We start from the raw sequence: 21663 nt of genomic DNA, 5'->3' as shown, positions 1-21663 counted from the left end.
CATCATATCATCAGATGATTTACAAAAGTATGCATTTCTATCTGACAAGCAAAATATTCAATGATTAATCGATGTTTAATGCAGTGAATTACCAACGAAAAACTTAACCGTCGGCCAATATTGATTATGAAAATTTGACTTTTATTAAAATTACAATTTTCATATCTCACTACTTAAAACGGAGCCTATATCCGAGCCTGACGCAACTCGACGGCGATCTTGATAACACCGTCCGATTTACCTTCAAAGAGGCGGTAGGCTTCGTCGATACGGCTCAGCGGAAAGCGGTGCGTGATAAGCGGGGTAGTGTCTATCAGCCCTGTTTCGATCAGGCGCAGGATTTCGGCGCAGTCGCAGCCGTCCACGCCTCCCGTTTTGAAGGTCAGGTTCTTGCCGTACATGTCCGGCAGGGGAAGCGTCTGCGGCCGGTCATAGAGCGCCACGACCGTGACGACGGCATTGGGGCGGGCACACTCCCAAGCCAGCCGAAACGTATCCGCCGCTCCGGCCACCTCCAGCACCACATCGGCGCCTCCATGATCGCTGTTGCGGAGTACGAAATCCCGGCACATCTCCGGCTCGCAGACCAGCACGTCGGGATAATGCTCCCGGACGAAACGGATGCGCTCGGGGGACTTTTCACAGACAATGATGCGCTTCGGACGTTTCAACAGCACGCAAAGCAGGGTGCAGATGCCCGTAGGCCCGGCCCCGATGATGAGCACCGTATCCTCCTCACCGATCTCCGAGATGCGGGCGGCCCAGAAACCCGTAGCCAGCACGTCGCCCACGAACAAAGCCTGTTCGTCGCTCACGGTATCGGGAATGCGGCAGAGTCCCTGATCGGCATAGGGGACGCGGACATACTCCGCCTGCCCGCCGTCGATGCGGCAGCCCAAGGCCCAACCGCCATTCGGATCGGTGCAGTTGTTCACATATCCGTGCCGGCAGAAGAAACATTCGCCGCAGAAGGTCTCGACGTTGACCGTGACACGGTCGCCGGGCCTGACCGTGGCGACATCCGCCCCGACCTGCTCCACGACGCCGACCATTTCGTGGCCGACGGTGATGCCCGGCACGGCGCGGGGAACGCTGCCGTGCTTGATGTGCAGATCGCTGGTGCAGATGCTTCCGAGCGTGACCCGCACGATGGCGTCACGCGGGTCCAGCAGTTCGGGTTTCGGTTTCTCGCGGAATTCGAAGCGTCCGCGTTCAATATAAGTATAGGCTTGCATTATCGGTTTACTTTGGCATGGTCGGCGAGGAACTTCGCCAGTCCCTGATCCGTCAGCGGATGGTTGAGCAATCCTTCGATGGCCGCCAGCGGGCAGGTCGCCACGTCGGCACCGGCGTCGAGACATTGGATGATGTGCTGCGTATGGCGGATCGACGCGGCGAGCACCTGAGTCCTATAACCGTAATAACGGTAGACACGCACGATATGGGCCACGAGCGCCACGCCGTCCTCGGAAATGTCGTCCAGACGCCCGACGAAAGGCGAAACATAGGTGGCCCCAGCTTTCGCGGCCAGCAGGGCCTGCCCGACGGAGAAGACCAGCGTACAGTTGGTGCGGATGTTCTTCCCGGCGAAGTAGTTCACGGCGCGGATTCCGTCGGCGGTGCAGGGGAGTTTCACGACGATATTGGGATGCAGTCCGGCAAGGCGTTCACCCTCGCGGACCATGCCGTCGAAATCCGTCGAGATCACCTCGGCGCTGACGTCGCCGTCCACGATGCGGCAGATTTCGATGTAACGGCGGAAGCAGGCCTCCTCGCCCCGGACGTTCTCCTTGGCCATCAGCGACGGATTGGTCGTCACGCCGTCGAGAACGCCCAGCGAATGGGCGCGGCGGATCTGTTCCAGATTGGCTGTGTCGATAAAGAATTTCATAAGCGCGTTTTTTAAGTTGTTCGACCGAATAAAGATAGAAAAAATTATCGTATATTTCCGCATCCCCGGGTATTTATACCCACCGCAGAAGCACCGGAGGCGCAGATGAACGATTTGTCCGGTGTTTTGACAGGATGGTTCCGATAGAATCTCCCGGGATGGTTTATTTTTGTTTCGAATTAATTTTGCAACAAAACTACTCATGGAATTAAAACGAACTATCGGATTATGGACGGCCGCCGGGATGCTGGCCGCAACGCTCGTTTCATGCGGGACCGGGGCCGGGACTCCGCAAAATGTCAATTACGGGGGAAGCCGCGCCCCCCTTCAGCCGCAGGCTTTCGTGGAACTGCCGCTCGGCAGCATCTCGCCTTCGGGGTGGCTGCGCGAAATGCTGGCGGCACAGCGCGACGGAGCGACGGGACATCTCGACGAACTCTATCCGCTGGTGATGGGGCCGCGCAACGGCTGGCTGGGCGGCGACGGCGACCAGTGGGAACGCGGTCCGTACTGGATAGACGGACTGCTGCCGCTGGCCTATATCCTGCAGGATTCGGCGCTGATCGCCAAAACCCGTCCGTGGGTCGAATGGACGCTCGCCAGCCAGCAGGAGGACGGCTATTTCGGACCGGTGACCGATTACGAATTCGAGCCCGGGCTGCAACGCGACAACTGCCGCGACTGGTGGCCCAAAATGGTGATGCTCAAAGTGCTGATGCAGTACCATTCGGCCACGGGCGACGAACGCGTCATCGATTTCATGACCCGCTATTTCCATTATCAGTTGGCCCATCTCGACCAGTATCCGCTGGACAACTGGAGCTTCTGGGCGCGTTTCCGCGGCGGCGACAACATGATGGCCGCATACTGGCTCTATAATATTACGGGCGACGATACGTTATTGGAGCTGGGACGCAAACTCTATGCCCAAACGGAGCCCTACACGGAGATGTTTCTCGCAGGCGACAAGCTGACGCGCGTGGGGACGATCCATGCGGTGAACCTCGCGCAGGGCATCAAGACCCCGGTCGTTTACTGGCAGGCCGATCCGCAGCAAAAGTACCTCGATGCGCTGGATTGCGCGCTGGACGACCTGCACCGTTACCACGGTTATCCGACGGGCATGTTCAGCGGCGACGAAGCCATCCACGGCACCGACCCGACACAGGGCGTGGAACTGTGCACCATCGTGGAATACATGTTCTCGCTGGAGACGATGTACCGCATCACGGGCGACCCGAAATTCGCCGAACTGCTGGAGAAGATCGCCTACAACGCACTGCCGGCGCAGGTGGACGACGAGTTCGTCACCCGCCAGTATTTCCAGCAGGTCAATCAGGTGAAGCTGACGCCCGGAATACGGAATTTCGATGTCAACCACGACGGCCTCGACTGCTGTTTCGGTATCCTGACCGGTTACCCCTGCTGTACGTCGAACATGCATCAGGGCTGGCCCAAATTCACGCAGAACCTCTGGTATGCGACGCCCGCAAACGGGGTGGCCGTCACGCAGTACGCCCCCTCGGAGGTGCGGATGAAGGTAGCCGACGGCGTCGATGTCCGCATCGCCGAGCGAACGAACTATCCGTTCGAAGAGACCGTGGCGTTCCGCATCGAAGAGATGGCGCGCCCGGCGCAGTTCCCCTTTACGGTGCGTATCCCTTCGTGGAGCGAGAGTACGGAGATTCGGCTCAACGGTGAAGTCGTGGCATTCTCCGTCGGGGAGGACCGTCTGGCGACCATCGGACGCGAGTGGAGTGCGGGCGACGAACTCGAACTGCGGTTCTCGCCGCGCGTGCGGCTCACGATGTGGAAAGAGAACGCCCGGACCGTCGAACGGGGACCGCTGGTATATGCCCTGAAGATGGAAACCGAGTGCCGGAAAGTCGATAACGACGGCGATCCGGCCTATCAGGGGGAGTGGCATTACGAACACACGTCGTCCACGCCTTGGAACTACGCCCTGATACAGTGTCCGGAAGACAAATTGGAGGAACATTACACGGTGAGCGTCGATCCGGTCAAAGCCGCGGCGGTGCGTCCGTGGAGCGAAGAGGCCGCACCGGTCACGATACGCACCCGGGCCGTGCGCGTTCCCTCGTGGAAAGAATACAACCAGATGGCGGGACCGCTGCCTTACAGCATCATGTACGGTCTCGGCACGGCGGAGGAGGCCGGGATCGAACTGATCCCCTACGGCTGCACGACCCTGCGCGTGACCGAGTTCCCGATGACGGGGCAGCACTCGGCCGAATAACGACTGAAAACGATCCATGCGATTACGTCCGTCATACCGATTCTTGGCAATCCTGCTGGCATCCCTGCTGATGCCGGCGGGATTCGGCCTCTCTACTGTCCGTGCCTCGGCGGACGGAATCGACTCCCGCTACCGGTTCCGGCATATCACGAACCAGAACGGATTGAAGTACACATGGATATGGAACATCGACCAAGACAGCCGCGGCTATCTCTGGTTCTCGACCATGTACGGCACCTACCGTTACGACGGTTATGAATTCGAGGAGTATGCGTTCAGCAACCGCAGCAACGGCACGGCCGCCAACGTGACCTTCGTCGAAGAGGATGCCGCAGGCGACCTCTGGTTCGGAACCGACGACGGCCTCTATCGCCACGACCGCCGTTACAACACTTACACGCGTTACGCTTCCAGCGAGGAGAGCCCCTGCCGGCTCTCGTCCGACGATGTGCTCTGCATGGACGGGACGACGGACGGCGCGCTGTGGGTCGGTACGGGTAACGGCCTGAACCGGATTGACCCGACGCGGAGCATCTGCACGGTCGTTCCGCCTCCGTCGGAGGGTTTTCCGGCAATTACGGCCGTAATCTGCCGGCGCGACGGTTCGGTCTGGTTCGGCGACAACGGGGGCAACCTGTGGCGCATGGAGGGCGGTGAATGCGTCCGCATTCCGCTCGCAGGGTCACACCACGCGGTCAAGGCGCTGGCCGAAGACGACCGGCAGCGGCTGTGGGCCGCCACCGAAGGCTCGGGGCTTTTCCGGGTCGACGCAGCCGGCGCGACGGAACACTACAGCGAACGGGACGGCACGTTGAGCAACGACATCGTCCGCGCTCTGGGCACGGACAGCGACGGAAAGATGTGGGCTGGGACGGAAAAGGGAATCACGATCTTCGCGGACGGGGAAACGGAATTCCTTTACAGCCGCGAGAACGACATGTGGGGACTGAACGACAATGCGGTGTACAGCCTCTGCCGCGATCGCGACGGCGCGATGTGGGTCGGGACGTTCTTCGGCGGCGTCAATGTGATGAACGACCGTTACGGCATGTTCGCCGACCTTGTGTCGGCGTCGGGGCGCAACGAGTTGAAAGGGTGCGCCGTCAGCTCCATCACCTCGGTCGGCGAGCGCATCTACATCGGTACCGAGAACCGGGGACTGTTCGTCTACGACACCGCCACGTCGCATTTCCGCAATTACAACAGCCGCAACAGCGGCCTGAACAACGACAACGTACACGCCGTCTGCATCGACGACCGCAAAAACCTCTGGGTCGGAAACTTTTACGGCGGACTGAACCGCATGAGGCCGGGCGACGGAGTGTTCAACCTGCGCAGAGCAACCCCGGCAACCCCCTCGAACAGCGTTTACAGCCTGTTGCAGGACGGCACCGACAATCTCTGGGCGGGGACCTTTTACGACGGGCTGTTCCGCTACGACTATGCCTCGGAGCGTTTCGAACGCTTCGCGCCGGTACCGTCGTGGGTCTTCGTGTGGGACATCCTCGAAGATTACAAAGGCAACATCTGGCTGGCCTGTTACGGCGAGGGAATTTTCAAACTCGACCGTTCGCGCAATTACGAGCCCGTGCGCATTGAGACGGGAGCCCGCAAATACGTCACGCTCTGCGAACTCTCCGACGGCCGCATCCTCGCGGGCGCCGAAAAAGAGGGGCTGACGGCCATCGGGATCGACGACCTCGCGGTCCGCCGCTGGACCACGACCGAGGGGCTGCCCGACAACACGGTTTACGGCATCCTGCAGGACGGATTCGGCAACGTCTGGTTCTCGTCCAACTCGGGCATCTACAAGTGCGACGCCGGGCTGACGCGCTTCACAAACTACACCATCGCGGACGGGCTGCCGGTCAACCGGTTCAACTACAACGCCTGCGCCCGCATCGGCGGCAAACTCTGGTTCGGCAGCACCGACGGCATCGTGGCCATCGACCCGGCCCGTGAAGGAACGCCCGTCGGGGAGCATCCGATACGTTTCGGCAACCTCTATGTCTACAACGAGAAACAGCCCGTAAGGGCGGAGAAGGGGAGTGCGCTGCCCGAAGACCTCAATTCGGTCGGGGAGCTGGTGCTGCGCAGCAACCGGCTTTCGTGGGGCGTCGATTTCACATGCAACGTCTTTGACAACAACGCTCTGAATTACGCCTACCGGCTGGAGGGCATGGACGACGGCTGGCATAGGCTCGGCACGCAGCACCGCATCGATTTCACGGGTCTCGGGTTCGGCCGCTACCGACTGACGGTCTGTACGCTCGCACCCGACGGCACGCCCTCGGACAACAGCCGTTCGCTGGCCATATTCATCCGTCCGCCTTGGTGGCGGAGCCTCGCGGCCAAGCTTTCGTACCTGACGCTGGCCCTGTCGGTGGCGGGCTACCTGCTCTGGCTGCTGATGAACAACGCCCGCACGCGGCACGCGTTCGAGCTGGAACGGCTCGCCCGCGAGAAGGACAAGGAGATGAACGAGCTGAAACTGCGCTTCTTCGTCAACATCTCGCACGAGTTCAAGACGCCGCTGTCGCTCATCATCGGTCCCATCAACAGCTTCCTCGAGGGCAACGTCCCGGCCTCGCTGCGCGAAAAGTATTTCAACATCATCAAGCGCAACGCCGAAAAACTGCTGGGGCTCATCAACGAACTGCTCGCTTTCCGCGAACTGGAACACCTCAAGCTGCGTATTCAACCCTTCTACTACCGGCCGTTCGTCGAGTCGGCGCTCGGACGCTATGCATGGCTTTTCGAAAGCAAGAATATCCGCGTCGAACTGCAGGAGTTCGATGAGGGGCTGATCATGTGGGCCGACATCGACAAACTGGAGAAGATGCTCAGCAACCTGCTGTCGAACGCCTGCAAATACACGCCCGTCGGCGGCCATGTCGAGATCGGTGCGGCAGAGCGCGACGGCAGGGTATACACCACCGTCACCAACTCGGGCCCCGGTATCGCACCCGACAAACTGCCGCATATCTTCGAACGTTTCTTCACGGGGCACACCTACGACCGCTACTCCTCGGGAGTGGGGCTCTCGTATGTGAAATCGCTCGTCGAACTGCACGACGGCGCCATCGGCGTCGAGTCCCGCGAGAACGAGTACACGCGCTTCACCTTCTGGCTCCCCGTGCGTGCCGGGGTCAGCGAGGTCCATCCCGTGGACATCGCCCGCTACAATCCCGAGATATTCGACGAGTCGCGGCTGACCCCCGAGATCGAGACCGAAACAGACGACCCGGCCTATCTCGAAATGGAGCGCCAGACCGTCGTGCTGGTCGTCGACGATGCCGCCGACATGCGCAACATGGTCGTCGAGGCGCTCCGCGGAAGGTTCTGCATGGAGGGTGTCGCCAATGCGGAACAGGCGCTGGAGGTGATCGGGTCGAAACGGATCGACATCCTCGTCACGGACGTGATGCTGGGCGAAGGCATGAACGGCTTCGAACTGTGCAAGGCCGTGAAGGGCAACATCGAGACCAGCCATATCCGCGTCATCCTGACGACCGTGCTGTCGGAGAACAACTACCGCGAACGCGGTTACAAGGCCGGGGCCGACGCCTATGTGGTCAAGCCGTTCGAATTCTCGTTGCTGGCCCTGCGTATCCGCAACCTCATATACAATGCATGGAAAGCGCGCGAGGCCTACAAGATAGACATCGACCTCTCGAACGTCGACATCACGCACTCCGATTCCGACGAGCAATGGCTCAAACGGGCCGTGGCGCTGGTGTTCGACCGGTTGTCCGACTCGGAATTCAGCGTCGACGACCTATGCGCAGGGCTCAACATGAGCCAGTCGACGCTCTACCGCAAACTGAAGGTCACCGCCGGACAGTCGGCCAACGAGTTCATCCAGAACATCCGCCTCAAATACGCCGCACGCCTGCTGCGCGAAACCTCGCGGACCGTTTCCGAGATCACGTTCGACGTCGGATTTTCCGACTCCTCCTACTTCAGCCGCGCCTTCCGCAAATGCTTCGGGGTCTCTCCCAAGCAATGGCGCGAACAGGATGCTCCCGAAAAGGTGTAATCGCTCTCCGAAGGCGCTGAATCCATGTTTTGTCCATGTTTTTGACGGAATAATCCTGTTCCGCGGAGCTGCTAACCCTTAATTTTGTGTTGAAACTTTAACCTATTTTGTATATGAACAACTTTACAGCTTTCAGGATGTTCCTGTGCGTTTTGTTCGCAGGCTTCGCGCTTTCGGCCGCAGCTCAGGGACAAACCGTGACAGGCGTCGTGTCGGGGACCGACGGGCAGCCGCTGCCGGGCGTCACCGTCATCGAACAGGGCACGACAAACGGCGTATCGACCGCCGTCGACGGAAGTTATTCGCTCCGTCTGCAGAAAAGCCCCGCGGTGCTGGTATTCTCCTACATCGGGTATGAATCCGCAGAACGCAGCGTCCCGGCCGGACAGACCCAGTTGTCCGTCACGCTGAACAACGCCGAGATCGCCATGGACGACGTAGTGGTGGTCGGCTACGGCACCGTCAAGCGAAGTACGCTGACCAGTTCGGTGGCTTCGGTCAAGAGCGACGAGTTCGTGCAGGGCGCCGTGACCTCCCCGCTGCAATTATTGCAGGGCCGCGTGGCGGGTCTGGCCGTCAACACGACCTCGGGCGACCCCAACAACAGCGGGGTGCAGGTGATGCTGCGCGGCGTCTCGACGCTGACGGGCAGCCAAGAGCCGCTGATCGTCATCGACGGCATCTCGGGCGGCAGTCTGTCGAACATCTCGGTCGACGACATCGAGTCGATCGACATCCTCAAGGACGGTTCCGCCGCTGCCATATACGGTACGCGCGGCACGAACGGCGTGATTCTGATCACGACCAAGAAGGGAGCCGAGGCCGGCGACAAATTCTCGATCGACTACCACGGCTACGCGTCGGTGGAAACCATCTCCAACCAGATCGACGTCTTCTCGGCCGACGAATACCGCAACCTCGGCAAGACCACCAACGGGTTCTTCACGCCGACCGACAAGGGCGCTTCGACGGACTGGTCGGACGAGGTGTTCCGGTCGGCATTCTCGCACACGCACCATCTGGCGCTCAAGAGCGGCAACGCCAAGTCGAACTATTACGCCAGCGTCGACTACCGTTCGCGCGACGGCATCATCCGCAACACGGGGCAGGAGCGGACAAACCTCAAATTCGGGTTCAACCGATCGCTCTTCAACGACAAGATGACCCTCAGCGCCAACATCAACGACGTATTCACCGTGGGCCACACGGTATCGACCGACGAGGTGCTGTTCGCCACGCTGGTGACCAATCCCACCGAGCCGATCTACGGTCCGACGGGCGATTACTCGATCTTCGTCGATTCGACCAACCCGGTGAAGCTCATCAACGAGTACAATAACACCACCCGCTGGAACGAGATACAGGCTTCGGGCAAGGTGACCTACACCCCGATCGAACCCCTGACGTTCACGATGATCGGCGGCTACCGCTATTTCGGCAATATCGACGGCAGCTATGCCTCCCGCAAGTTCGACACCAACTACAAGGGGCAGGCGTGGCGCCAGAGCAGCATGAACCAGACCAAGACCCTCGAACTCTACGGCCAGTATACCGAGCGCTGGAACAAGCACGACTTCTCGGTGCTCGCCGGTTACAGCTACAACGACTACCTGACCGACGGATTCAACATGTACAATTACGACTTTCCGACCGACATTCTCGGCGAGAACATCATCGGAACGGGCATGGCTCTCAAGGACGGGTTCGCCTCGATGGGAGGGTTCAAGAACATGAGCCGCCTGATCTCGTTCTTCGGGCGCGCCAACTACGGCTACGACGACCGCTATCTCCTCTCGGCGAGCCTCCGCTACGAGGGCTCCTCGAAATTCGGCGCCAACCACAAGTGGGGCCTCTTTTACGCCGCATCGGGCGCATGGCGCATCTCGAAGGAGAAATTCATGAAGGACGTGCGCTGGGTCGACGAACTGAAACTCCGCGTCGGCTACGGCGTGACGGGCAGCGAACCCTCGTCGCCCTATCTTTCGCACCTGAAATATTCGTTCGGGTCGCCCGTGCTGATCGACGGCAAGTACGTCTACACGATAGCCCCGCACATGAACGCCAACCCCAACCTGAAATGGGAGGAGAAACACGAGTTCAGCGCCGGCCTCGACTTCGTGCTGTTCGATTACCGCCTGTCGGGTTCGGTCGATTTCTACAACCGCACCACCGACGGACTGCTCTACGAGTACAACGTCCCCGTGCCGCCCAACCTCGCGTCGACCACGCTGGCCAACGTCGGCAAGGTGAGCAATACGGGCGTCGAGGTGATGCTCAGCGGCGGCATCGTCCGCACGAAGAACGTCCGCTTCGACTTAACGGGCAACTTCTCGTACAACACCAACAAGATGAAACGCCTTTCGAACGAAATGTACCAGCGCGACTTTCTCGAACTGGGCTCCACCGGAGCGCCCGTGCAGAAGAGCACGCACATCGTGCGCGAAGGCGGCCGCATCGGCGACTTCTACGGCTGGAAGAGCATCGGCATGAACGAGAACGGTTCGTGGATCGTCGAGGGCGGCGAGTACGGCGACAACGCCAGCCGGCAGGTGATCGGCAACGGCATCCCGACGATGCACGCGGCGCTGACGGCCAACCTGCAGGTGAAGAATTTCGACCTCTCGGTCACCCTGCGCGGCTCGTTCGACTTCCAGATTCTCAACCAGTACCGGATGCTGTGGGAGAACTTCGCACGCGGCGCCGACCACAACTTCCCGCGGTCGATCCTGCGCAACAAGTACAACCACTATGTGGCCACGGCCCCGGCCTATGTGAGCTATTATGTCGAGGACGGCGACTTCGTGAAGATCGACAACATCACCCTCGGCTACACGTTCCGCTTCAAGAACCCCAAAAACCCGATCCGCACGCTGCGCCTCTACGCCTCGGGACTGAACCTCTACACCTTCACCCGCTATCAGGGCGTCGATCCCGAGATCAATTTCAACGGCCTGACGCCGGGCGTCGATTACGTCGCGGGGTATCCGACCACGCGGACCTTCACTTTCGGTGTCAAACTGGGATTTTAAATTGCTGCAACGATGAAAAAACTGATTTACATACTGACGGCGGCGGCTCTCGTGCAGGCAGCCTGCACCAATCTCGACGAGCGCGTCTACGACCAGCTTACCGCCGACGATTACTTCGACAACTTCACCGAAGAGGACATTCCCGCGGCGCTGGGCTCGGTATACTCCGACCTGAGGACGCTCTATGCCGGCGACAACGTCCATACCGAGGGCTGCTGGCTCTACACCAACGAGGAGACCGGCGACGGCTGGGTGACCCCGAGCCGCGGCGGTTCGTGGTACGACGGCGGCATCTACCAGCGTCTGAACAACCACACATGGAAGATCGACGACGCCCATGTGCTGGGTAACTGGCGCAAGGCCTACGCGGCCATCAACACCTGCAACCGCCTGATGTACGAGTTCGGGAGCGCCGATATCAAGCCCGAAAGCAAGGAGAAACTGATGGCCGAACTGCATGTGGCGCGCGCCTTCTGGTATTATGTGCTCTGCGACATGTACGGCAACGTGCCCTTGGTGACCAAATACGACGTTCCGAAAGGCTGGCTCCCGGAGACCGCTCCGCGCAAGGATATTTTCGAGTTCGTGGTAAAGGAGATCAAGGACAACCGCGGCCTGCTGACCGAGAAGGGTTACGGACGCTGGGACTACTATGCCGCCACGATGCTGCTGGCCAAAGTCTACCTCAATGCCGAGGTATGGGTGGGCGAGAGCTACTGGCAGGAGGTCGTGGATCTCTGCGACGAGATCATCGATTCGAAAAAGTATTCGCTCGACAGCGACTACAAGCAGATATTCGTCACCGAGAACCAGAATTCGCCCGAGATCATCCTCGCGGGCTGCAACGACGAGATTTACGACGCGGCGCTGCCGTTCCGCATCCATCTCTGGACCCACCACTGGAATTACCGCTACCACCACGACACCGAGACCTTCTTCTGGGGCGGCTGCTGCGCCACGCCCGATCTGGCGAACAGCTACGATCCGGCCGACACCCGTTTCGAGGATTCGTGGGCCGAGGGTCCGCTCTACGACAACACGGGCGAGCTGACCGGCGTACCGGGTTCGCCGATCATGTGTGATCCCAAAGACCCGAAAGATCAGGGCCTGCCGCTGGTCTACACGCGCAACATCCCGATCTACAACCCCGGCAAACCCGAATCGATGACGGGCGAGGGCGCCGGTGTGCGGATGAGCAAATACGAGATCAAGAAGAAGGCCAAGAACCTGCTGAGCAACGATTTCGTCATCTTCCGCTATGCCGACGTGCTCTTCATGAAGGCCGAGGCCCTGTGGCGCCAGAACGGCAAGACGGCCGACGGAACCATCGCAGGGCTGATAAACGACGTGCGCCGCCGCGCCTTCGCGGACTTCACGTCGGCCAAGATGCTGCAGGCGTCGCAGTTGGACGACGAGCGTTTCCTGCAGGAATATGCTTGGGAGTTCTGTCAGGAGGGACACCGCCGCCAGCAGTTGATCCGCTTCGGGGTCTTCACGACCAAAAAGTGGTTCCAGCACGAGGGCACGGGCGAAGACGCCCACCTGAACGTCTTCCCGATCCCGCGCGACGAGCTGCTCGCCAACGACAAACTCCGGCAGAACGAAGGATATCCGAGATTGTAACCTAAAAATCAACCACCATGAACATTCTTAAATACAGTTTTATGCTCCTCTCGTCCGTGACGCTGGCCATGAGCGCCTGCGGCAACGACGAACCACTGGTGCGGTATGAACCCATAGAACCCGGGCCGGGTCCCGACCCCGGCGAGGAGTATGTCGTCGTATGCGACTTCGAGACCTCGGACCTCGGATTCAAGACCAACGACGCGCTCGAATACAGCGTCGTCGAGAACCCCGACAAGCAGGGCGGCAATACGAGCGACCATTACGGTCAGGTGATCTCCGGAGGCGGCCAGTGGGAGCTTATTTACAGCGAAGAGCTGGCCGCACCGTTCGACTTCACGAAAGACGGAGCCAAATTCACCATGAAGGTCTGCTCGCCCAAGGTCGGCGGCAAGATATTCTTCAAGCTCGAGGGCAACGGCGTCAATGCACAGGAAATTACCGATGTGGTATCGGTCTCGGCCAACCGCTGGGAAACGCTGACCTATGATTTCACTGACCGCAGCCTGCCCGACGGCAAGTACAACAAGATCGTGCTGCTGTTCGACGCCGGAGAGACCGGTTCGGGCGAGAAATGGCTCTTCGACGACATCTTCCAGATGAAGGGAGAGGGTGCCGATCCCGGTCCCGGCCCGACGCCCGGCGAGGGACAGGAGAATTACAGCGATTTCGAGACCTCGGACCTCGAATTCCAGATCGCCGGCAGCGAAGACATGAAATACGAAATCGTCCCCAATCCGGTGACCGACGGCAACGACAGCGGCCATGTGGGACGTGTCGTCACGGGCAGCGCGCAGTGGGAGCTGCTTTACAGCAAGACCCTCGAAAATCCCTTCGCATTCAGCAAATACGGCGCGGAATTTTCGGTGAAGGTCTATGCGCCGAAAGCCGGGGCGTCGATCTACCTCAAACTCGAAAGTTCGGCGGGTGCCGAGGCCAAGGAGATCACCTCGGTGACTTCGGCCGAAGCCGGCAAGTGGGTGACCTACACCTATGATTTCGCGTCGATGAACCTGCCCGACTACACCTACGACCGCATCCTGCTGCTGTTCGACGCCGGAGTCGCGGCTCCGGGCGAGACGTGGTATTTCGACGATGTGACCGGTCCCAAGGGCGAGAAGAAAGCCGAGCCCCAGCCGGCGCAGATGATCGATTTCTGCAATTTCGAAGACGTGAACATGCAGTTCAACATCAACGATTCGGACCTGCCGATGAGTTTCGAGGTGATCGAAAATCCCCACAAGACGGGCATCAACACGAGCGCCCATGTAGGCCATGTGGTCTCCGGCGGCCATCAGTGGGAGCTGTTGTGGAGCAATCCGATCTCCGACCCGATGGTGTTCAGCAGCAGCGCGGTCTTCACGATGAAGGTCTGGTCGCCCAAGGCCAACGGCAAGGTTTACTTCAAACTCGAAGGTAACGGCGCCACCCCGCAGGAAATCACCAATGTCGTGGTGCCGAATGCCAACGAGTGGACCGAACTGACGTTCGATTTCTCGGCCCGCAACCTGCCCGACGGCAAGTACACCCAAATCATCCTGCTGTTCGACGCCGGGGAGACCGGATCGGGCGAGGACTGGTATTTCGACGACATCAAGGGTCCGGACAACAAGGCCGGAACGCTGATGCAGCGCGTCGGCGACGGCCCCGTGCTGACCTATGGGAACGACATGCCCCAATGGCGCTGCGAGCATATCGCCAATGCAGCCATCCTGACCCCCGCGGAATCACCGGACGGCAAGTGGCGCATGTACATCCGCGGCAGCGGCTACAACCCCTACGGATTCTACCACGACCAGATCGGCCTGTTCACGCAGGAGGTGAACGATTTCAAACCGGCGGGCCCGTGGACCGAATATCCCTCCAATCCGGTGATCGCCCACGGCGAGCCCGGGACGTGCGACGAACTGCACCTGCTCGACTGCGCCCCCTGCGTGGGAGCGAACGGCGACGTGTGGTTCTTCTATCAGGCCGTGCGCGGCACACTCGACAACAAACAGGGCTCGCTGGCCTGCCGCAAATCCACGGACGGAGGCTTCAGTTTCTCGGCCGGCAAGATGCTCCGCGACGGAGTGGGGTGCAGCGAGGCAGTCTACCACGGCGGAAAATACTACATCTATTACGGTTACGGCTATGACAACGGACTGATGAAGATCGACTGTGCCGTGACGAGCAACCCCGAAACGCTGGCCGGGGCCGATATACATACGGTGCTGCTGCCGGGCGGAGGACCCGGGAATTTCGACCTCAAGTCGGTCAACGGATCGCGTATATTCCGGCTCGAAGGCGTTGACAAATGGTTTATGGTCTATCAGGGCAGCGACCGTCATTTCGACTTCCCCGACCGTTTCCATGTCGCTTATTCCGATGACCTGCTCAACTGGACGAAGGTGCAGAACACCCGGCCGTTCTTCGAACGCGGTCCTGCCGGACGCTGGGATCAGGGCGGCATCTGGTTCGGCGAGGTCTTCGAACTCGACGGAATGCTCTACATGTATTACGAGGGCTGGGGCTGCGAGGGCAGCGTGCCCGACCGCGACGAACCCTATTTCGCCGGAGGACACTCCTCGACGGGCTGCGCCTCGGTCAGCAAGGAGGCGTTCCTGAAATGGTGCGGCCTCGAATAGGCGAGTAAAATCTTCCGAACAGAGGGGAGGGAAAGCTGAAAAACAGCTCCCTCCCCTTCATTTTATTCCGCCGGGAAATATATTTTTGTAACTTTACAGCGTTATACGAACAAAATGAGACGGAACTGGTCCATATTATTCCTGATAACAGCGGTATTCATGCTGCTGACGACCTCCGTCACGCCTCATCACCATCACGACGACCACATCTGTTTCGCAGCGGCCGAGCGGGAGCAGGGCACCGGAGAGACACCGGGCAATGCCTCCGACGAAGCCTCCTGTCCGCTCAATACCCGGGCGGCGCTGGCCGAGAAAGCCGCGCAGCAAACCGTCTGGCAGCAACTGATCGCAATCCCCGTCACTACGTTGCCGGTCGTTCCGACCGACGACACTGCGCCGTCCGAACGGCTTTATGCTCCCTTTGCTGTGCGGGTTCCGCTCGTACTGCTCACCCGCGACAATCCGTTGCGGGCGCCGCCCGTCGCCTGACGAATTCCGCATTCCGACGGTCCCGCCGGACCGCAAAGCATCCCCTGATTCTCTATTTTCAAACAGGTTGAGGCCGCACAAGCGGCTGTCAACCCCATATGCAGATTCGTTATGAAACGTTTTTTCATGCTGCCGGCCGTCGTCGCACTGACGCTCTTGGCCGGGGCCTGCGCATCGGGCAGTAAAACCGACGACCACGATCACGAAGCCGAAGAACATGCCGAAGGGCACGCTCCCGGAGAGATACATTTCTCGCCCGAGCAGGCCGAAGCCGCCGGGCTCGAAACCGAAACCATCGCACCGGGCAGTTTCTCGGGCGTCATCCGCACGAGCGGCCAGATCATGCCGGCATCGGGCGACGAGCAGACCGTCGTGGCCCCGACCGGCGGCGTCCTGACATTCGCGTCGGGCGATGTCGCTCCCGGCATGCGTCTGGCGCAGGGGCAGTCGTTCGCCTCGATCTCGGCCCGGCAACTGGCCGACGGCGATCCCGTCGTCAGGGCCCGCGTCGCCTACGAGACCGCCAAGAAGGAGTTCGAACGGGCGCAGTCGCTCGTGAAGGACAAGATCATCTCGGAGAAGAACTTCGAGCAGGCACGGCTCAATTATGAGAACGCCAAAACCGCCTACGACGCCTATGCCGGGCAGACGGGGGCAAAAGGCCTGTCGGTAAACTCGCCGATCGGCGGCCATCTCAAACAACTGCTGGTCGCCAACGGCGAGTATGTCACCGTCGGACAGCCCATTGCCGTCGTGTCGCAGAACCGGAAGCTCCAGCTCCGGGCCGAAGTCCCGGAGAGTTACTTCAACCGGCTGGCAGGGGTCCGCTCGGCCAACTTCCGCCCCTCATATGAGGAAAAGGTTTACAGTCTGGGCGAACTCAGCGGCCGCCTCGTATCCTACGGCCGCACGCCCGACGGGGAGTCGTTCTATCTGCCCGTAGTCTTCGAGTTCAGCAACACGGGCAACTTCATCGCCGGTTCCTTTGCCGAAATATGGCTGCTGGAAAGGGGCCGCGACGGGGTGATCTCCGTGCCCACGACGGCGCTCACCGAGGAGCAGGGCATCTATTTCGTCTATGTGAAACTCGACGAGGAAGGTTACAAAAAGCAGGAGGTGCGCATCGGCGCCGACGACGGCCTGCGCACGGAGATACTCTCGGGTCTCAAGGCGGGCGACGAGGTCGTGACCCGCGGCGCCTATCAGGTGAAGCTGGCGTCGGTGTCGGGAGCCATTCCGGGCCATACGCACAACCATTAAAACCGGACCGCCATGCTGAACAAAATCATAAAATTCTCGCTGACGAACCGACTGTTCGTCCTCGTCGGGGCCGTCCTGCTGTTGGTGGGCGGCATCTACACCACGGCCCGCATGGAGGTGGACGTGTTTCCCGACCTGAACGCCCCAACCGTCGTGGTGATGACCGAAGCCAAAGGCATGGCCCCCGAGGAGGTCGAGCGGCTGGTGACCTTCCCGGTCGAGACGGCCGTGAACGGCGCCACCGACGTGCGGCGCGTGCGTTCCTCCTCGACGACCGGATTCTCGGTCGTCTGGGTAGAGTTCGACTGGGGCACGGACATTTACCGCGCCCGGCAGATCGTCTCCGAAAAGCTGGCCGTAGTGGGGGAGTCGCTCCCGGCAACGGCGGGCAATCCCACGCTCGGACCGCAGTCGTCGATTCTGGGCGAAGTGATGATCCTCGGCCTCACGGCCGATTCGACCTCGATGCAGGACCTGCGCACGCTGGCCGACTGGACCATTCGTCCGCGGCTGCTGTCGATGGGCGGCGTGGCGCAGGTCACGGTGCTGGGCGGCGACATCAAGGAGTATCAGATCCTGCTCTCGCCCGACAAGATGCGCCACTACGGCGTCGGGCTCGACGAGGTGATGGCCGCCGCGAACGAAATGAACACCAACGCCACGGGCGGCATCCTCTATGAATACGGCAACGAATACATCATCCGCGGCATCCTCTCGACCGACCGGGTCGGGGAGTTGGGCAAAACCGTCGTCAAGCGTGTGGGCAATGTCCCCGTGACACTGGGCGACATCGCCGAGATCAAGGTCGGAGCCAAGGCGCCGAAACTCGGCACGGCATCGCACCGGGCCGAGGATGCCGTGCTGATGACCGTCACCAAGCAGCCCGCCACCTCGACGCTCGACCTGACGGAGAAACTCGACGCCGCGGTCGCCGACCTGCAGCCCTCGCTGCCGGCCGACGTCCGCATCGCCACGGACATCTTCCGCCAGCAGCGGTTCATCGACAGCTCGATCGACAACATCCGCAAATCGCTCTACGAGGGCGGCGTGTTCGTCGTCATCGTGCTGTTCCTCTTCCTGATGAACGTCCGCACGACGCTCATTTCGCTGGTCACCATCCCGCTGTCGCTGCTCGTGTCGATCCTGACACTGAAATTCATGGGCCTGACGATCAACACCATGAGCATCGGCGGTATGGCCATCGCCATCGGGTCGCTGGTCGACGACGCCATCGTCGACGTGGAGAACGTCTACAAACGTCTGCGCGAAAACCGCCGCCTGCCCGAATCCGAACGGCGCCCGACATTGCAGGTGGTCTTCAACGCTTCGCGCGAGGTGCGCATGCCGATTCTCAATTCGACGTTCATCATCGTCGTCAGCTTCGTGCCGCTCTTTTTCCTCACGGGCATGGAGGGACGCATGCTGCGGCCGCTGGGCATCGCCTTCATCACGGCGCTGTTCGCCTCGACGCTCGTGGCGCTGACGCTGACCCCCGTGCTGTGCAGCTACCTGCTGGGCCGCGACCGCCGCGAGCGGCTGGACCGCGATCCGTTCGTCGTGCGCCACCTCCAGCGGTGGTACCGGGCGGCGCTGGAGTGGACTTTGCACCGAAAACGCCTCGTGCTGGGGTCGCTGGGCGTGCTGTTAGTCATAGCTTTGGGGCTGTTCTTCTCGCTGGGACGCAGCTTCCTGCCGGCCTTCAACGAGGGTTCGTTCACCATCAACGTCAGCACGCTGCCGGGCATTTCGCTCGAGGAGTCCGACGCCATCGGACGCCGCACCGAGGAGCTGCTGCTCTCGGTTCCCGAAATCCAGACCGTGGCCCGCAAGACGGGCCGTGCCGAGCTGGACGAACACGCCTTGGGGGTGAACACCTCGGAGATCGAGGCGCCGTTCGAACTGGGCAAGCGTTCGAAAGACGAGGTGCTGGCCGAAATCCGCGCCAAGCTCAAGACCCTGCCGGGCGTGAATGTCGAGATCGGGCAGCCTATCTCGCACCGCATCGACGCCATGCTCTCCGGCACGCAGGCCAACATCGCCATCAAGCTCTTCGGCACGGACCTGAACCGCATGTTCTCGATCGGCAACAGCATCAAGGCCGCGATCGGGGGCGTGGAGGGTATCGCCGACCTCAATGTCGAACAGCAGATCGAACGGCCGCAGTTACAGATCGTGCCGCGCCGCGAAATGCTGGCCAAATACGGCGTGACACCCGCCCAGTTCGCCGAAATGGTCGACGTCTATCTGGCCGGGGCCACCGTGTCGCAGGTTTACGAGGGCAACCGCTCGTTCGACCTGACGGTGAAGGTCGACGACGCGAGCCGCCGCACGATGGACGACATCCGCAACCTGACGGTGGATGCCGCAGGGGCCAAGATTCCGTTCTCGGAGATCGCCGAGATACGTTCGGCGGCGGGTCCCAACACGATCAACCGCGAGAACGTATCGCGCAAGATCGTCATTTCGGCCAACGTCGCGGGACGCGACCTGCAGGGCGTCGTGGACGACATCCGCCGCATCGTCGGCGAGAAGATCACGCTCCCGGAGGGTTACCGCATCGAATACGGCGGGCAGTTCGAAAGCGCGCAGGCCGCATCGCGGACGCTGCTCATCACCTCGATCATGTCCATCGCCGTGATCTTCCTGCTGCTGTTCGCCCAGTTCCGCGACCTGACGCAGTCGGCCGTCGTGCTGCTGAACCTGCCGCTGGCGCTGATCGGAGGCGTCTTCGCGCTGTTCTTCACCGACGGCATCGTCAGCATCCCCGCCATCATCGGCTTCATCTCGCTGTTCGGAATCGCCACGCGCAACGGCATGCTGCTGATCGACCGTTACAACGAACTGCGCCGCGAGGGGCTTCCGCTCCGCGAGGCCGTACTGCACGGTTCGCTCGACCGGCTGAACCCGATCCTGATGACGGCGCTCACTTCGGCACTCGCTTTGATTCCGCTGGCTCTGGGCGGCGAACTGCCCGGCAACGAGATCCAAAGCCCCATGGCGAAGGTGATGCTGGGCGGACTGCTGACCTCGACGCTCCTGAACGGCTTCATCATCCCGACCATGTACATGCTGACGAGCCGGAAAGGACCCGAAACGCCGGGAAGCGCGTCGGCAAAAACCGTATTAATCGAAGAATAACCATGAAAAAGTACATCATACTGATCGCCGTACTGGCTCTGACCGGGCCCGTGGCGGCACAGCAGCCGATCGACGCCGTATTGCAGCAGATCGAGCGCAACAACACGACGCTCGAAGCCCTGCGCAAGCAGACCGAGGCCGACAAACTGCAAAACAAGACCGGCATCACGCTGCCCGATCCCGAGGTTTCGTTCGACTACCTCTGGGGCGACCCGTCGTCCATCGGCAACCGCAAGGATTTCGGGGTTTCGCAGAGTTTCGACATCGCCACCATCGCCGGTTCGCGCCGCCGCGTGGCCGATGCGCAGAACGGACTGCTCGATGTCGAGTACCGTGCCGGACGCATGGCCGTCCTGCTCGAAGCCAAGCAGGCGTGCATCCAACTGATCTATTACAACGCGCTCAAAGCCGAGCTGGAACAACGGTTGGCCCACGCGCAGGCCGTGGCCGATTTCTACGACCGCCAATTGGCCGACGGCAACGCCAACCGGCTGGAGGTCAACAAAGCCCGGCTGAGCCTCTCGGCCGCGCAGGGGGAACTGCGCCGCAACGAGGTGGAGCGCGCCAACCTGCTCTCCGAGTTGCAGCGTCTCAACGGCGGGGAACCCATCGCATTCGATCAGGCCGTTTACGCACAGCCCGTGCTGCCGCAGGATTTCGAAGCGTGGTACGACGAAGCCGCCGCCGCAAATCCGGCGCTGGCCTATGCCCGGCAGAATGTCGAGCTGAAACGGCGCGAAATGAAGTTGGGGAAACTTTCGGGACTGCCGCAGATTTCGGCGGGCTACATGAGCGAGCTGGTTCCCGAGAGCAATTTCCGAGGCATCACGCTGGGACTCTCCGTGCCCCTGTGGTCGAACCGCAACCGCGTGAAGCAGGCCAAGGCGGCCGTCGTGGCCGCCGAACTGCAACAGAAAGACGCCACGGTGCAGTTCTACGAGCGTCTGCGCAACCAGTACGACCGCACGCTCGGCCTGCAGCGCACGGCCGGGGAGTATCGCAAGGCGCTGGCCGAGCTGGACAACACGCAGTTGCTGCGCAGGGCGCTCGACGCCGGGGAGATTTCGCTGCTGGACTACATCGTCGAGCTGGGGCTCTACTACACGACGGTCGACGAAGCGCTGGCGGCCGAACGGGATTACGAGCTGGCGCTGACCGAGTTGCAGTCGGTGATGCTGTAACGGCACGATCTGTCGAAAAAAGGGCTGTCTGCGGTGTGCAGGCAGCCCTTTTGCCTTGGTAATCCGATTGCCGCAACAACGGTAGCAACAAAACAAATCGACAATAAATACAGTATTTAATCGTTTAAA

General features: G+C 60.8%; 11 protein-coding genes. 9 read left to right on the top strand and 2 right to left on the bottom strand.

What is annotated here, in order from left to right:
* Window positions 1–185 precede the first annotated feature (185 nt).
* Window positions 186–1235 carry an alcohol dehydrogenase gene (locus tag BN5935_RS11830; protein ID WP_064976265.1) on the bottom strand — a complete coding sequence of 350 codons (1050 nt, stop codon included), beginning with the start codon at window positions 1233–1235 and terminating at the stop codon, window positions 186–188.
* Window positions 1235–1891, bottom strand: a complete 657-nt coding sequence (gene fsa / locus BN5935_RS11825; RefSeq protein ID WP_064976264.1) for a fructose-6-phosphate aldolase — start codon at window positions 1889–1891, stop codon at window positions 1235–1237. Before fsa ends, BN5935_RS11830 begins: the two co-directional genes overlap by 1 nt.
* Window positions 1892–2093: 202 nt before the next feature.
* Here fsa and BN5935_RS11820 point away from each other — a divergent pair, with 202 nt between their 5' ends.
* The 9 genes from BN5935_RS11820 to BN5935_RS11780 all read left to right on the top strand — a co-directional run bounded on the left by BN5935_RS11820 (window position 2094) and on the right by BN5935_RS11780 (window position 21534).
* Complete coding sequence (locus BN5935_RS11820) at window positions 2094–4148, top strand: beta-L-arabinofuranosidase domain-containing protein (RefSeq protein ID WP_064976263.1); 2055 nt, start codon at window positions 2094–2096, stop codon at window positions 4146–4148.
* 43 nt (window positions 4149–4191) lie between these two features.
* A complete protein-coding gene (locus BN5935_RS11815; protein WP_064976262.1) occupies window positions 4192–8187 on the top strand; it encodes a hybrid sensor histidine kinase/response regulator transcription factor in 3996 nt (1331 codons plus the stop codon).
* A 113-nt stretch (window positions 8188–8300) separates the two neighbouring features.
* On the top strand, window positions 8301–11216 hold the full coding sequence (locus BN5935_RS11810; RefSeq protein WP_235821088.1) for a SusC/RagA family TonB-linked outer membrane protein: 2916 nt from the start codon (window positions 8301–8303) through the stop codon (window positions 11214–11216).
* Between the two features lie 12 nt (window positions 11217–11228).
* Entirely contained in the window at window positions 11229–12839 is a 1611-nt protein-coding gene (locus BN5935_RS11805) for a RagB/SusD family nutrient uptake outer membrane protein (RefSeq protein ID WP_064976261.1), read from the top strand.
* Window positions 12840–12856: 17 nt separating this feature from the next.
* The gene (locus BN5935_RS11800) at window positions 12857–15466 is read left to right on the top strand and encodes a glycoside hydrolase family protein (protein ID WP_064976260.1); all 2610 of its coding nucleotides are present in this window, start codon (window positions 12857–12859) and stop codon (window positions 15464–15466) included.
* Between the two features lie 114 nt (window positions 15467–15580).
* The gene (locus tag BN5935_RS11795) at window positions 15581–15955 is read left to right on the top strand and encodes a DUF6769 family protein (protein WP_147625830.1); all 375 of its coding nucleotides are present in this window, start codon (window positions 15581–15583) and stop codon (window positions 15953–15955) included.
* 111 nt (window positions 15956–16066) lie between these two features.
* Window positions 16067–17215 (top strand): efflux RND transporter periplasmic adaptor subunit, encoded by a 1149-nt coding sequence (locus BN5935_RS11790; RefSeq protein WP_064976258.1) that lies wholly within the window; start codon window positions 16067–16069, stop codon window positions 17213–17215.
* 12 nt (window positions 17216–17227) lie between these two features.
* A complete protein-coding gene (locus BN5935_RS11785) occupies window positions 17228–20353 on the top strand; it encodes an efflux RND transporter permease subunit (RefSeq protein WP_064976257.1) in 3126 nt (1041 codons plus the stop codon).
* Between the two features lie 2 nt (window positions 20354–20355).
* The gene (locus BN5935_RS11780) at window positions 20356–21534 is read left to right on the top strand and encodes a TolC family protein (RefSeq protein ID WP_064976256.1); all 1179 of its coding nucleotides are present in this window, start codon (window positions 20356–20358) and stop codon (window positions 21532–21534) included.
* The last annotated feature ends 129 nt before the right edge of the window (window positions 21535–21663 follow it).

This window comes from Alistipes provencensis (genome assembly GCF_900083545.1).
Classification (GTDB): domain Bacteria; phylum Bacteroidota; class Bacteroidia; order Bacteroidales; family Rikenellaceae; genus Alistipes; species Alistipes provencensis.
This window is presented reverse-complemented; position numbering and strand designations above follow the sequence as displayed.